At 34.7% G+C, this 15,090-nt stretch carries 14 protein-coding genes; 7 read left to right on the top strand and 7 right to left on the bottom strand.

The window, feature by feature from the left end:
- The first annotated feature begins 172 nt into the window (after positions 1–172).
- The gene (locus V4T18_RS16175; protein WP_332651171.1) at positions 173–1,111 is read left to right on the top strand and encodes a nuclease-related domain-containing protein; all 939 of its coding nucleotides are present in this window, start codon (positions 173–175) and stop codon (positions 1,109–1,111) included.
- Positions 1,112–1,122: 11 nt separating this feature from the next.
- Here V4T18_RS16175 and V4T18_RS16170 read toward each other — a convergent pair whose 3' ends face one another.
- Entirely contained in the window at positions 1,123–1,485 is a 363-nt protein-coding gene (locus V4T18_RS16170) for a hypothetical protein (protein ID WP_332651170.1), read from the bottom strand.
- A 387-nt stretch (positions 1,486–1,872) separates the two neighbouring features.
- On the opposite strand from V4T18_RS16170, the gene V4T18_RS16165 reads away from it, so the two are divergent.
- The 3 genes from V4T18_RS16165 to V4T18_RS16155 are packed head-to-tail and all read left to right on the top strand — an operon-like array spanning position 1,873 to position 3,937.
- Positions 1,873–2,064 carry a hypothetical protein gene (locus V4T18_RS16165; protein ID WP_332651168.1) on the top strand — a complete coding sequence of 64 codons (192 nt, stop codon included), beginning with the start codon at positions 1,873–1,875 and terminating at the stop codon, positions 2,062–2,064.
- 57 nt (positions 2,065–2,121) lie between these two features.
- Positions 2,122–2,835 (top strand): ABC transporter ATP-binding protein, encoded by a 714-nt coding sequence (locus V4T18_RS16160; protein ID WP_332651166.1) that lies wholly within the window; start codon positions 2,122–2,124, stop codon positions 2,833–2,835.
- Positions 2,822–3,937, top strand: a complete 1,116-nt coding sequence (locus V4T18_RS16155; RefSeq protein WP_332651164.1) for an ABC transporter permease — start codon at positions 2,822–2,824, stop codon at positions 3,935–3,937. The genes V4T18_RS16160 and V4T18_RS16155 overlap by 14 nt, the downstream gene beginning before the upstream one ends.
- Here V4T18_RS16155 and V4T18_RS16150 read toward each other — a convergent pair.
- Positions 3,921–4,142 (bottom strand): hypothetical protein, encoded by a 222-nt coding sequence (locus V4T18_RS16150; RefSeq protein ID WP_332651162.1) that lies wholly within the window; start codon positions 4,140–4,142, stop codon positions 3,921–3,923. The two genes, V4T18_RS16155 and V4T18_RS16150, sit on opposite strands and share 17 nt — an antisense overlap.
- A gap of 147 nt (positions 4,143–4,289) precedes the next feature.
- Here V4T18_RS16150 and V4T18_RS16145 point away from each other — a divergent pair, with 147 nt between their 5' ends.
- On the top strand, positions 4,290–4,823 hold the full coding sequence (locus tag V4T18_RS16145; protein ID WP_332651159.1) for an NADPH-dependent FMN reductase: 534 nt from the start codon (positions 4,290–4,292) through the stop codon (positions 4,821–4,823).
- Positions 4,824–4,902: 79 nt separating this feature from the next.
- Here V4T18_RS16145 and V4T18_RS16140 read toward each other — a convergent pair whose 3' ends face one another.
- The 3 genes from V4T18_RS16140 to V4T18_RS16130 all read right to left on the bottom strand — a co-directional run bounded on the left by V4T18_RS16140 (position 4,903) and on the right by V4T18_RS16130 (position 6,528).
- Complete coding sequence (locus tag V4T18_RS16140) at positions 4,903–5,406, bottom strand: hypothetical protein (RefSeq protein ID WP_332651157.1); 504 nt, start codon at positions 5,404–5,406, stop codon at positions 4,903–4,905.
- A 138-nt stretch (positions 5,407–5,544) separates the two neighbouring features.
- Positions 5,545–5,811 (bottom strand): hypothetical protein, encoded by a 267-nt coding sequence (locus V4T18_RS16135; protein ID WP_332651155.1) that lies wholly within the window; start codon positions 5,809–5,811, stop codon positions 5,545–5,547.
- 27 nt (positions 5,812–5,838) lie between these two features.
- Positions 5,839–6,528 carry a nucleotidyltransferase domain-containing protein gene (locus V4T18_RS16130; protein WP_332651175.1) on the bottom strand — a complete coding sequence of 230 codons (690 nt, stop codon included), beginning with the start codon at positions 6,526–6,528 and terminating at the stop codon, positions 5,839–5,841.
- 568 nt (positions 6,529–7,096) lie between these two features.
- Between V4T18_RS16130 and V4T18_RS16125 the strand changes: the two genes are divergently transcribed.
- Positions 7,097–9,286, top strand: coding sequence for a DNA topoisomerase III (locus tag V4T18_RS16125; protein WP_332651153.1), 2,190 nt, complete (start codon positions 7,097–7,099; stop codon positions 9,284–9,286).
- A gap of 285 nt (positions 9,287–9,571) precedes the next feature.
- Here the strand turns inward: V4T18_RS16125 and rpoN are convergent, their stop codons facing one another.
- Together rpoN and V4T18_RS16115 are read right to left on the bottom strand one after the other, a co-directional pair.
- Positions 9,572–10,900, bottom strand: a complete 1,329-nt coding sequence (rpoN, locus tag V4T18_RS16120; RefSeq protein WP_332651151.1) for an RNA polymerase factor sigma-54 — start codon at positions 10,898–10,900, stop codon at positions 9,572–9,574.
- Positions 10,901–11,345: 445 nt separating this feature from the next.
- Positions 11,346–13,007 (bottom strand): sigma-54 interaction domain-containing protein, encoded by a 1,662-nt coding sequence (locus V4T18_RS16115; protein WP_332651149.1) that lies wholly within the window; start codon positions 13,005–13,007, stop codon positions 11,346–11,348.
- A 649-nt stretch (positions 13,008–13,656) separates the two neighbouring features.
- Here V4T18_RS16115 and V4T18_RS16110 point away from each other — a divergent pair.
- Positions 13,657–15,087, top strand: a complete 1,431-nt coding sequence (locus V4T18_RS16110; RefSeq protein WP_332651147.1) for a sodium:solute symporter family protein — start codon at positions 13,657–13,659, stop codon at positions 15,085–15,087.
- Positions 15,088–15,090: the final 3 nt, after the last annotated feature.

Below are 15,090 nucleotides of genomic sequence, written 5' to 3'. Positions count from 1 at the left end.
AATATGGCTAGTATTTTAAAAATTTCGGCTAGTATTTCGGAAAAAGTGGCTAGTAAAAAAATTATCATAGCAAACTTCTAAATTCAAATTTTGAACAGCACATTTCACAAAGTTTGACCTATTCTCATTGCACATAATAGCGCTTAAAATTATAAGCAAGGGGGGAGATTCAATGATTATTTTAAAAAGAGGCATCCCGTCTAAGCTACGTGTTCTAGAAAGTTTGCTTAGGAGAGGTCAACTAAATGAAGATCAAAAACAATTATTCGAAAATCAATTATGGCGTGTGGAGATTGGTTATATTGGAGAATGTCGAGCGGATGAGTTTTGGGAAGATCTAGCATGGTCGGAACCTCACTTTCTTTTTCACGATTATGAAACAGTTAACTCTCGTGGCTATTCACATCAAATAGATTCCATTTTCCTCAACCAAAATTTTGTTTTTATTACTGAACTGAAGCATATTTCAGGTATTCTACAATTCGATCAGCAAACGCATCAATTTACACGAATGAAAAAGGATGGTCAGCTAGAAAGCTTTTTAAATCCTTTCGATCAAGTAGAGCGTCATCAAGCATATATTCAATCAATCGTGTGGAAGGTCGGCCTTGAACTTCCTGTCATTTCAGGCGTAATCATCACCCAACAGTCGGCTGTCATTCAAAATGTCCCACAGGATGCACTAATTTTTCAGCTGTCAGGACTCTCTTCAAAAATGAAACAACTCAAAAAACATTTTCCTACGAAAATTTCAGTAGAGCAACTCACTTTACTAAAGGAAGAGCTATTACACCAGCACTGCTCAAAAATAAGACGCCCAATGATAGAAAACATCCCAATCCAAAAAGGTGCCTTATGTAAAAACGGTCATGTGATGCAGTATGCTCAAGGGAAATTCAAATGCAGCTGTGGTGAAAAATCCAGGCATGCATTAATAGAGGGGCTTCATGATTACAAATTATTAATACAGCCAACAATCACCAATGCACAATTCCGAGATTTCTTTTCCATACCTTCCATTCATGCAGCTAGTAAAATATTAAAACGGTTGGATCTCCCATATCAAGGTGAATTTAAAAATAGAGTATATACCATTCCAGATGATTTGTAGATGATGAAAGGTTAAATGTTTGTAATATACTTTTTAATTTGTTCTTCTTTTTGAGCTGAAATGCCAGTTGTATTGAACTGTTTTTTATCCAACACATTTGCCAGTTTATGCATTAGTATTTCGGTAATCATATCCTTCACGTGGCCAGAGCTTCGTTCATTTTCTTGCGATTTAGGTAGTTTTGATTCTTTAATCATGACTTTTTCGCCATTAGCTTTTGTGATGTAATGCCGTATATACCCATTCTCTTTTTTTATTTCATAGGCTGTTTTTTGTTGTTTAGCTTTATCAGAAAACAAATCGTCTGATAATTGAATTGATCCTTCTGTTTTTAACGTGCGAAGATAATTGCTACTTCCAAAATGAACATTCATTATTAATACATCCTCTCTAATAGTAAAATATTTACTTTTTATGTCGGTTGTTTTAATCCAATCTTTACCACTAATTTTTTATAGGGAAGTCAATAGGCGAGTGGGCGTTCAGATTGGCGAATAAACATCGCGAATGGCGAGTATTCTAGCCGAGAATTTTCACATTGGCGAGTAAACTTCAAAAAGTGGCTAGTAATTCGAAAAATATGGCTAGTAATTTAAAGATTTCGGCTAGTATTTCGGGAAAAGAGGCTAGTAAATCCAGCATCCAATTCTTACGTAGAAGGGTACATTTTCTTTGGGCTGTGATTTCGCCTCGGCGAATGGGTACTCACATTGGCGAGTAAGCATCGCGAATGGCGAGTACTCCAGCCGAGAATTTTCACATTGGCGAGTAAACTTCAAAAAGTGGCTAGTATTTCGAAAAATAAGGCTAGTAATTTAAAAATTCCGGCTAGTATTTGGGAAAAAGTGGATAGTAATTTAAAAATTCCGGCTAGTATTTGGGAAAAAGCGGCTAGTATTTTAAAAATTTCGGCTAGTATTTCGAAAAATGAGGCTAGTAAATCCTTCTGTTAAAGTAAATTAAATGAAACCGACCTTCCTTCCCGTTCGTACTTGAAATAAGGGAAGGGAATGAATGAAATGTTGACAGTGCAAATTGAACGTGGCGGTTATGCAGAAAATGAAACGATTATATCAAATATTTGCTTTCAGGTTCAACCAGGGGAGTTAGTTGGTTTGATTGGTGCAAACGGGGCAGGGAAAAGTACAACGCTACAGGCGATCATGGGGACTCTTCCTATAATGGACGGCGAGATTCATAGCGCTTCATATGGTTATGTACCGGAGCGCCCGATACTATATGAGTACTTTACATTGTGGGAGCATATTGATTTTTTGATTCGCACAATCGATGGAGACGAAGAACAGTTAACGGAACGTGCAATGGATTTGTGCCGTACGTTTCGGTTAGAGTCAAAGCTGTATGAATATCCAACGAGTTTTTCGAAGGGGATGCAGCAAGAGGTAATGCTTATTTTGGCTTTTCTACCGGATAGAAGGCTGTATATTTTAGATGAACCGTTTATGGGGTTAGATCCACAGGCAATTCGTAGGCTTCTAACAATGATCGATGAGTATAAAACGCGAGGCGCGGCTATTTTAATGTCCACGCATGCTTTAGATACGGCTGAAAGAATATGTGACGCGTTTGTATTGGTGGATTCTGGGCGGATACTACATAAGGGCACACTATCGAGCTTTAGAGAGAAATTGCACGACCATTCTGCCACTTTACTCGATATCTTTGATCGGTTTTTGGAGGATGGTGAGCATGGGGCTATTTAATGAGCGACTGCGCCTGCAATGGAAATTTAATATAAATATAATTCGCAGTGTTGTTGATGTTACGACAAGTATTTACTTAGTTATATTCGCAATCGTGTTCAGTTTATTTCTATACGGAGAGGTTTTACCGACAATAGAAAATAGTATAATAACAAAAATACCTTTATGGCTGCCTGTTTTTTTACTACTCTTATTCTTCCATTTAAAAAGCTTTCGTACGTTTATTCAGCCAGCGGATCGATTATTTTTAATACAAAGCAACCGTATATTTTCAAGGCTTAAGCTAAATGGATTTTTGTACTCTGCGATAATTCAATTTATTATAAGTGGAGTCCTTATTAGCGTACTAGCCCCCATTTTCATAAAAGTATATGGGATGTCATGGTTGCAGCTAATAGCATTTATTCTATTACATATTTGCTCAAGCTTTTCATTAGCATTTATCCATTTTAAGTCCTACTCAAAATGGGCTCAAATGTTGTTGGATGTAATCGTAGCAGTAGCATTTACGGCTGCCTTTATGTTATTACCAGCAAATATTGTAATTCTACTATGTATTGGCATCGTGTTGTTTCAAGGCTATTTTTATATAAAAAATTATGTAGAATCAAATCGATTTTTTGAGCGGCAATTGGCGTTAGATCAAGAGCGTTTTTATCGACTTCAATCCTTAGTGTTCTTTTTAAGTATGGAGCTTCGTAGCATGACGCCGCCAAAGCAAAAAAATAAGCCACTATTTTGGCGAAACTCCTCTCGATTGTTTAAACGCACAGATTGGATGCTTGAGGAAACTCTCGTAAAAACAATCGTGCGGAATCCCAATTATCGATGGGGATACCTCCGCCTACTAGTTATTACATTTCCAATGTATATTTTTTTACCTGGCTGGGTCGATATTATTGTCTTCGGGCTGTTAGGCTTTATTCTATTATCCTGGATTGAGTCTGTGCTAATGGTAACGAGGGAGCATAAGATTTTCACTATTTATAAAGTAGGGGATGAGCGGTGGATACTTGCGGAAAAACGGATGAAGCGCTGGCTCGTCTATATACCGCTGAGTGTTGTTGGATTGGTTTTGCTAGCGTTTAACATTCTAGGCTAGCTATCCGCTGTGCTTGCTCGATCATCTCTTGAGAAGCATCTATGCCGAGCGCCTTTGCTCCATAATCCGAAATATCATGTGCTAAATAACCAAGATTTAAAATCACTTCATTTGCTTTTGGAGACAATACTTCCAATAAGCTTGCGCCAAATCTTGATATAAAATCATGCTTTTCATCGTATAAAGCTGGGTTCCATTTTGCCATCGGATTCACTCCTTTTGGGATATTATAGCTGTACTTTAAGAAAAAAATGTATTTTCACATATATTTGTAATCTAATAAGGGGATTTAGATTGAAATAATTAATAATGGGCAAAATGAATAGCGTAACTGTAAAAGGAGGCTATTATTATGTTGAAAATTGGTATCATTTTAAGTAGTACAAGGGAAGGTCGTGTAAGTCCACAGGTTGGGGAGTGGGTAAGGGGGTTAGCTGAATTACGTGGCGATGCGAGCTATGAGGTGATTGATTTACTTGATTATAAGCTCCCGATGCTAGGTGAGCCTGGGGGAGATGCTTCTGGTGCACAGGCATGGTCAACTGCTATTGCAGGGTGTGATGGCTTTGTCTTTATTGTCGCAGAATACAATCACTCGATCACGGGAGCACTTAAAAATGCGCTAGATTATTTAAGGGATGAATGGAATAACAAGGCGGCGGGGATTGTTTCATATGGTTCCGTTGGTGGTGCTCGTGCAGCAGAGCATTTACGAGGTATCCTCGGAGAATTGCTTGTAGCAGATGTAAGGGTGCATCCAGCCCTTTCTATTTTTACGGATTTTGAAAACGGAGAATTTAAACCGAAAGATGTTCAAGTTACTTCTGTTAATCAAATGCTAGATGAACTAATTCCGTGGGCCACTGCATTAAAAACAATTCGATAAAAAGGAGCTGTATACATCTGTTACAGCTTTAAAAAAAGCCCTATCAATCTAGCTAAGTTTGATAGGGCTAAACAATCGATTATGCAGCTTTAAATGGTCTGTTCATACGCATTAACCCGTAAATTATAAAAGCTATGCCTCCTGAAATAATTGATAATATTAAATACAGAATAGCTTTCCCTGTTTCCCCTGACCAACGATAAAGCAAGCGGTATACAAAGTAAAATGTGAAAACAAGTAATGCAAGCGAAGCAATAAGCCCAATTAACGGGATTAACGAAACAATAAATAGGCCAAAATAAATTAACGTATTCTTTTTCGCTTCCGCACGAACTGCTAAGTCATCATGTCCTTTAGCAGTTAATATGAATAAGCTATATATATTCGCAATCGGAATCCATGCAATATAAGCAACATCGCTAAAGCCGTTTGTTTTAGACGCTTTAAAATAAATTAATGCAGTTACTACGTAGGCGATTACTAATAATACAAGAGTAATAAAAAAAACCGCTAGTATAAAACCCGCGCCCAATGTGTCAGTTAAAAATGTATCGTACTCATTATAATTTGAATCATAGCTCATTTCCAAAAATCCCCCTTTAAATTAATTCGTTATCATCGTAACATTACAATGTATGGATATCTAGCATTATTTAATACATATTACAAAATATGTAATTTATCTTACATGTAAACGCGTTTCTCAACAAAGATATAAGATTTATTTTCTTATCAGAATAAAATACGAATCCTGTAAAATTGAAGAGGTATCAGTAGCTGTCGGAGCGATAGTAAAAGAAATATAAGTATCGGTCTCCTCACAAACAACAATGTCGGCATGCGCTAGCTGGGGTTTTGTAATTTCTTTTTGAATTGGATTCAGTCCCTCAAAGGATTGAAGTATTAGCTGTCTATCATCCGCCGTTGCTTGGCGAACTATCGTTTCTGGCTGGGATAACAGCCTTTCTATTTCCTCTTTAGATAACAATCGGCTTCCTCCTCAATGATAGCTGTACTAGTTAAGCGTAGACAATTCAACTCTCAGCCTTTCCCAAAATGGCTCTATCGTATGTCTATCATCCACCGCTTGGAATATCCACTCGGTCTCACGATTGATGAATTTTACTAGTTTCTCTAAGGCTATCGTATGTGTTGTTATACTAATCGTATTAAATATATCTTCTATTTCTTGCACTAGATTTGAGGGCAACGTTTTGTCTACCGTTTTAAGCCCCAGTTGAGCACGCTCAGGTGAATATTTGTGTAGCAGTACCTTTGAGAAATTGATGAACACATGCTGTAGTAAATGGACGCACCAAATATGATTCCCTCGCTTAGCACTTCTATAGTATTGAAATAAATACCAAACAGTATCATCTACTGCATCTTGAAGCTCATGTGACTCTAACGCTAACGTTGTGCGTTCCTGGTAGGGTAGGAGCATTCCATTCGGATCAAATAAAACTTTAATAGCGTCCTTATTAACAATAGTAGCCGGTGTCACTGTAAACAAATCAATGCTAATCATATCCTCGTAAACGGCTATTAATTGAGGGGCAATAATATATATGTCATCAACAAATAGTGTTTTTTTATATGTTTCGATATGCTGTATTCTGTTCGCTAAAAAGGTCTCTACGTGCTCTTCCTGAACAACGCAATACAAATCAATATCGGAATACTCATCATGCTCATTTCTGCCAATAGATCCTCTTAAAAAACCGCTTCAATATAGGGGTCCTTCTTTAAACTCTCTAGTAAAGTGTGAATAATCTTCTCTATTATCATCTCATTAACACCTGCCTTTAAACTACTATTTATAATATAGTTTAACATCTTTTTAATGAGAATATATAGCGTTAGTGGGAAAATTGAGTATCTTCACCGTCAGTCGGGGTTGCTCTAAATACACCGCACATTAAATTCCGAGCGGACGCCCCTAGGAAAGTACGCTGGCGCAACGGAATTCAACCTAAAGTTAGGGTGAAGAGCCAAAATTAAAATAAAATGCTGAGACAAAGCTCACCTGTGTAACGGTTGCTTTTGAAAGAGATGCGGAAAAATGGCGTACAAAAGATAACAACGTGTTTAAAAACTATTTATTAATAAAGCGATCCAAACTTCCGTTAGGTCTATCAGTATACATAAAGGCATAATATTCATATCTTGAGAGCAAATATTGTAAAAATTATTAACTCTAAATGAGTGGACAATTTTTAATTATTTGTAGCTATGCTATATTAAACACAGTGAAGTACGAAAGGATGTTATACATGGCTAAAAGTGTAGTACTAGCAGAAAAACCTTCAGTAGCTCGTGATATCGCGAATGTGCTGAAGTGTCATAAAAAAGGAAATGGCTATCTTGAAGGAGATAAATTCATTGTTACTTGGGCATTAGGCCACTTAGTAACATTAGCTGATCCGGAAAGCTATGATGAAAAGTATAAAAAGTGGAATCTTGAAGATTTACCGATGCTACCAGAACGTTTGAAATTAACAACGATTAAGCAAACGAGTAAACAATATAATGCAGTTAAATCTCAACTTACACGTAATGATGTAAATGAAATCATTATAGCTACTGATGCTGGACGTGAGGGGGAATTAGTAGCTCGTTGGATAATAGATCGCGCTAAGGTAAACAAGCCAATTAAGCGTTTATGGATTTCATCTGTAACTGACAAAGCTATTAAGGATGGTTTTGCGAATTTAAAACCGGGTAAGAATTACGACAACTTATATCATGCAGCTGTAGCCCGTAGTGAAGCGGACTGGTATTTAGGATTGAATTCAAGTCGAGCCCTATCGACAAAATTTAATGCTCAATTAAATACGGGACGAGTACAGACACCCGTTGTAGCAATGGTAGCAGCTCGTGAGGATGAAATTAAGAATTTCAAAGCGCAAACGTATTATGGTATTGAAGCAAAGACATCAGAATTAAAATTAACATGGCAAGATGGGAATGGTAACTCTCGTAGCTTTAATAAAGAGAAAATTGATGCCATTGTAAATTCATTGGATAAACAAGATGCAAAAGTAATTGAGGTAGAACGAAAACCAAAAAAATCTTTTTCTCCAGGTCTATATGATTTAACCGAGCTACAGCGTGATGCTAACAAAATGTTTGGATACTCAGCTAAAGAAACTTTAAATATTATGCAAAAGCTTTACGAGCAGCATAAAGTATTAACTTATCCACGTACAGATTCTCGGTATTTATCATCAGACATTGTCAGCACGCTTCCAGAACGTTTAAAAGCATGTGGTATAGGTGAATACCGCTCTTTAGCAAATAAGGTGCTTACAAAGTCAATTAAAGCGAATAAATCGTTTGTAGATGATAGTAAGGTATCGGATCACCATGCAATTATTCCAACAGAGGAATATGTGAACTTTGGAAACTTTACAGATAAAGAACGTAAAATTTATGATTTAGTTGTAAAACGTTTCTTAGCCGTTTTGTTCCCAGCACACGAATATGAGCAATTAACGGTACATGCTCAAATCGGTAAAGAAAAATTTATCGCTCGTGGTAAAACAGTTATTACAGCAGGTTGGAAGGAAGTATACTCGAATCGTTTTGATGATGAAGAGACGAATGAAGATGTAAAAGAACAGTTACTTCCTCGTCTTGAAAAAGGGCAGGGGCTAAAAGTAACTTTAATTTCTCAAACTTCTGGTCAAACAAAACCGCCAGCACGATTTAATGAGGCAACTCTGCTTTCAGCAATGGAAAACCCAACAAAGTATATGAATACACAAAATAAGCAGCTTGCAGACACATTAAAATCGACAGGTGGATTAGGAACAGTTGCAACACGTGCGGATATTATCGATAAGCTATTTAACTCATTCCTAATTGAAAAACGTGGTAAAGATATTCATATCACGTCTAAAGGGCGTCAGTTGCTTGACTTAGTTCCTAACGAATTAAAGTCTCCTGAAACAACAGCTGAGTGGGAGCAAAAGTTAGAATTAATTGCTAAAGGCAAACTGAAAAAAGAAACATTCATCAATGAAATGAAGCAGCATACAAAAGAAATTGTAGCTGATATTAAAAATAGCGATAAGAAATTTAAGCACGACAATATTTCAACGAAAAGTTGTCCAGATTGTAGTAAACCGATGCTTGAAGTGAATGGAAAAAAGGGCAAAATGCTTGTATGCCAAGACCGTGAATGTGGCCACCGTAAAAATGTCGCGCGTGTGACGAATGCTCGCTGCCCACAATGTAAGAAAAAGCTAGAGCTACGAGGTGAAGGCGATGGCCAAATCTTTGTATGTAAATGCGGTCATCGTGAAAAATTATCCTCTTTTGAAGCGCGTCGTAAAAAAGAAGGCGGCGGTAAAGTGGATAAGCGTAGTGTACAGAAGTATATGAAGCAGCAGGAGAAAGAAGCTGAACCAATTAATAATGCGTTTGCTGACCTGTTAAAAGGGATGAAATTTGATAAATAGTTTTATTTGAAAATGCTCAAAAATGTCAAACTGTATTTCCAGTTTGACATTTTTTTATAGAGAATCATATCGGGTTTATTTGCACCGTAACTGGCACCTACTAATTCACAGTTTTAGAGGTCAACAAATAAGCATAGATAACGCTACGCTATTGCTCTTCCCAAAATGCACGTACGTTAAACTGCTGACTACCACCGACCTTCGCTTATTGGAATTCTCGATTATTTTACTTTTGATTATAAATAAACTAGCTATTATAAAATAGACTTTCGTATAATACATATTTTACAAATGAGCTCGATTAAATGAACTTAAGATATGCATCTCTTCACGATATTTCGCAACTGTTCTTCTTGAAATTGAAATACCTTCTTCGCATAAAATTTGAGTAATTTGTTGATCAGCGAGAGGCTTTTGTTTATTCTCAGTTTCTACTAACCTCTTTATTCTATTTTTTATATAGATTACAGAATCCATTTTTCCAGATTCACTAGCTATACCCTTTGTAAATAAGGATTGTAGTGTATAGATACCATGGGGTGTTTGTATATACTTACCTCTTATGGCCCGACTAATTGTTGATTCATTAACATTTAATTCATGAGCTGCATCCTTTAGACGCATCGGTTTTAAAGCAGATCTTCCTAAATTAAAGAAGCCTTGTTGAATATCCAGTAGTAGCTGTACTAATTGGTAGAGCGTTTTATCTCGATGTTCAATCCCTTGTATTAGGGCAAGGGCATCTTGCATGGACTGCTTATAATACGTTTTATAATTCTCATCATTTTTCAAAAGATTTACATAGCTCTCGTTTATAGAAATAGAAGGTAAGTAGTGGCGGTTTAAATGAATAAGCCATTCACTTTCATATTTTTTAACTTCAACATCAGGTATCACATAAGATGTTGGTTCAAACTTATCCGCTGTTATTACAGGCCTCAATTTTTTTATATAATCAACGGTGCTCTTTACTTCTTTCATTGTTAATTTGTAGTTTTTGGATAATTGTTTAAATGAGTTTGTAGATACAAGTTTTAAATCGTCCGAAATAAATTGGCAAGCCATTCTGGGGGCAAATGGGTCGTTATTAATTTGAATAAGTAAATATTCTTTGAAGTTACGGGCTCCTACCCCTATTGGTTCGAATGTTTGCAATAGCTCCAACAGTTCCTCTACATGAGAAGATGTAGTTTTGAATTTTTCGGCAACACTATTCAAATCAACATCTAGAAATAAGCGCTCATCTAAAGATTGAATTAAGAAAGTAAAAATATTTAGATCGATTGGATTTAAATTTATGTGTGATGGTATTTGTTCAAATAAATATTTCTCATAGCTTTCCTTTTGCTCAAGCTTCATTTCAATGAAATTAAATTCTTTATGATTTCCATTTTGGATATTTGAATTAGAGGGAATAAATGCTAGCTTCATGATATTCTCATAATTACTCCTTGCTTCAGCATCTTTAATAGTCAATAGTGGATTTTCGTTTCCTTTCTCATAAATGTATTGCTCTAATTCATCAGTGGAGAATTGGAGAATTTGTAAATGCTGAATTAATTCTGTATTTAATGTTTGCGTAATTTGCTGAGAAATTTTCATTGAATAGGGCATTTACGTATACCTCCTTTCTAAAAAATGAACATGTTATTTTATAGGTACTATTCATCATGCTGTAGTAATTATTAATAAATGAACTATAATCTAATTTTTTCTGAATTGTCAATTATTACACTTTTATTCTCTTAAAATCTTTATTTTTATAGGTATGTGCATTTTTCTTGTTTTTTAAGGTGGAAATGTGAAAAAGGTTTATTTACTATATAGATATTCAGAGTATACAATTTCTATCCGTTTTGATTCTCAATTTATTTATTCGCCTACATTAAAAATGTATATATTTATGTTGTTGTCTTTAAGCTAGAAGGAAATGATCAATTGACTGAGGGTTCATACAATGGAATGTTTAGAGGAAGAATGTAGTGTAGAAGAAATTATGATATATAAAAATAGCATACACTTGATTGATTGGCGTGTACGCTATTTTATGATTTCTTTTTTAGTATTCTATATTGTATTTTTTTATTTTGTTATATAGCGTTGCTAGTGAAACGCCCAATATTTTAGCAACTTTTTTCTTTCCTTCTAGTGTAGAATGGTCATGCTGTTTTAAAACCTTTATGATATGTGATTTTTCAACTATGGATAAGGGTAAATGTTCATTCGTTTCTAAAACATAATGTTTCTGAGTATTTGACTGTAGAAGTCTAGATATATTTTTTTCTATAAGATTTTTAGGGATAACAGAAGCTGTTGTTTCATTCATAACCCTTTCTAGAAAATTTTCTAATTCTCTTACGTTACCAGGCCAATCATATTCGCAAAGCAAAGCATAGGATTTGTTTGTTAATTGCATCTTTGGTAATCTAGCTCGTTTACTGATTTTATCCATTAGATCTTCAGTGATAGAAATAATATCGCTTTTTCTTTTTCTTAGTGGTGGGATTTCGATGTTTATTACATTTAATCTATAGTATAAATCCTCTCTAAATTCACCGAATTTAACCATTTCCTTCAAGTTTTTATTAGTTGCTGCAATGATTCTCAAGTCTACGTTAATTTTTGTTAATCCACCGATACGTTCAATTTCTCTAGATTGCAGGAAACGAAGTAATTTTGCTTGTAGCAATAGACTCATTTCCCCTATTTCATCCAGAAAAATGGTGCCTTTATTTGCTAACTCTACTTTTCCTATTTTTTTACGATTGGCACTTGTGAAGGCGCCTTTTTCATATCCGAACAATTCACTTTCTAGCAAGTTTTCAGGAATAGCTGCACAATTAACTGTTATAAATGGTCCATTTCTAAATAAGCTCTCATTATGTATAGCATGTGCAAATAATTCTTTTCCTGTACCACTTTCACTCGTGATTAAAATAGTAGATTTTGACTTAGCGATTCTTTTGGATAACTCGACAACTTCTCTAAATTGAGGGCTATCCCCTATTAGATTTTCAAAGGTGTAGTTTGCCTTAAAACCTAAGTTTTCTGTATCGTCTGTTAAAAAAATTGAATTATCATCATCCAAAATTTTGTGTGTTAAATATTTTATTTCTGAAATGTCTTGAAGTGTTGTAACAGCTCCTAGAAATTTATTGTCTGCTATTATTGGATGTGCATTTGAAATTGTTTCAACTTTTGAACCAGCCCCACCAGAACGCAGACCTATAATAGGTTTCCTAGCTAAATAGCTTTTATATAAGGCTCCTTCTGGTGAAAAGTCTTTAATATTACTATTTAACCGTTCTACTGCAGGGATGTTTGTAATATTCGTGAATGCTGGATTTACATATTTAACTACAGCTTGATCGTCTATTACTTGTATACCGTGGTGGATATTTTCTAAAATTGAAAAGTAAAAATTTTTTTGTTCAATTGTTTTATTAATTAGAGAATAAATTTGAACGTAGTGAGAATAATTATTGCCACTAATTAAAGTTAGATTATTCGAATCATCACTCAAATCAATAGGAAACTTAGAAAAAATGTATACAGAATCGTACTTTTTAAGTACATCTGATATTTCTTGCTGTACTTTTGACGTTGGATGAGTTTTTGATAAATAAATAATATTTAATAATCCTAATTCTTGCATACTTTCGAATGTAAGTAATTCTTCAGATGAATCTGTAAAAATTATGGAGTGTTTAGGTTTATCCATGTTAATCACCTCTATAAATATTTATATGTATCTTCTAAGTCTCTTCTTATTCATCCATGTTTGTTAACTCAACAAAAAAGCTAACTAGTTTAGAGCAATAGTATGTAAGAAAATCTACCTCTTTATCTGCCCCTTGTTAAAATGCATTATCCTGAATCATCAAATTGTCCAAATAAATTATTCTATAAGCATACATTTTTTTTTTGAATCTTTCAAAGTAGTTAGAATTATCGATAAATTGAAGAGGGTAAAAGAGGTGTAAATTTTCGTTGTGATGGATTATAAATCTTGTTTATGTATGGATACCAAACAGTTAATAAATAAATTATTGATTGTGAATCATAATTCTAACTTTTAAAATAAAAATGTAAGCGTTTTCTGTTATATGTCATGTATATGCTCGTTTTATCTTTAATTATGAACGGGGATGTGTGATTCTAAAATTTAGAAAATTCTAATTTTTAGAATTTTGTTATTTTAAAAGTTCCTAACTTTTATCTGTTTTTTACAATAAAACGAACAAAAAATAGGTGATTTTCTAAAAAAACACAAAATAATTCATTTTTTTATGTGTTTTTTTAGAGGTTGGCATAAATATTGCTTATAGATTAGTAGGCGCCTAGACAGAAGAAATAAGGGGGAGAAAAATGTGTTAGCTACTTGGACATGGATAAGTACCATTATTTTAAGTTTGTTTTTTATTCTGATGTCATTAGTTTTTAGAAAGAAATCCAATGAAAGCTTTTTACAGTTTGCAATAGCCGGTGGAACACTTCCATTCTTTTTAATTTTATTTAGCGACATTGCAACGATCATGGGGGTAGGCAATTTTATCGGGCATTCTTCGAAAGGTTTTGAATCAGGTATAGCAAATATTCCTTTCATTATAGGTGAGCAAGGTTCAAAAATTATTTTTGCTTTACTCTTTGCGGGGTTCGCAGCAAGGTTTACCTATAAAAGTATTGGAGAGCTCCTGAACGATTTGATTTTGAGAGACAAGTTATCGAGAGCGATCGTAGGGATTCTAACTTCGGGAATTATGATTGCTTGGATCGGTGGGCAAGCAAAAGGAATGGGAGCGCTCTTTTCAGTATTTACCAATACAGATCCTCTACCACTAATTTTCTTTTTCTCGGCCGTATTCATTCTTTATACAATGATTGGTGGTATGTACTCGGTAGTTTGGACAGATCTGGTTCAGGGTGGTCTGCTAATTGGTCTTGCAATATGGTTCTATGTTAGTGTACTGGCAAAAATTGATTTTAGTTATTCGAATTTAAAGAGCATGTTAATAGAAGTTGATGCTGGTTATTTAACACAATTAAATATTTCCGGTTGGGAAGTTTTATCTTTATTTATTACTGGTTGTTTCGGGATTTTAGCAGCTCAAGTATATTGGCAACGTTGTTTCGCGGCTGACAATCCAAAAGCTGCAAGTAGAGCAATGTTCTATAGTGGTTTTGTTGCTATTGCTTTTACCATCTTATCTTCCATTACTGGAATGATAGTAAAGGCGATGAATCCAACTTTAGAATCTGGACAGGCTATTTCTTGGTTAATTATGAGTGAAATGTCAGAACTAGCGGCTCTATTATTCTTTATTTTAATTTTCTTAGCAGCAATTTCTAGTGCATCTTCACAATTACATTCGGCAGCTGTAGTAATCGTAAATGATATTGTAATGCCTTATAAAAAAGGTTTAGAAGATAAATCTCTTATTAAATTATCGAAGTGGCTAGTAGTAGTTGTAGGTGTTTTTTCGATCTTAGCAGCAATTTATTCTCAATCAATTATTAGCTTATTCTCTATGGCTTATACGATGGCAGGTGGTGGTGTAGTACCTGTACTAATCGTTGGGCTTTTATGGAAATCGCGAAGAGAAGAGAAATTTGAAATGGGCTTCCATAATAGTAAGGTATCTATTTGGGGAGGAAGAATTGGTCTAGTTTCTGGTGCAATTGTGTCTATAGTATTCGGGATTTTATGGGGAGTATTAATTTCAATGCTACTAACAGTTATTGTGTCAATGGTTCTTCCGAATCGAAGAAATTTAAATGAACTAGAAATAGAAAATATATAAGAG

It is taken from the genome of Lysinibacillus sp. 54212 (genome assembly GCF_036662795.1).
GTDB lineage: Bacteria > Bacillota > Bacilli > Bacillales_A > Planococcaceae > Lysinibacillus_B.
The sequence above is the reverse complement of the archived record's forward strand: the minus strand, read 5'-3'. Positions and strand labels throughout refer to the sequence as shown.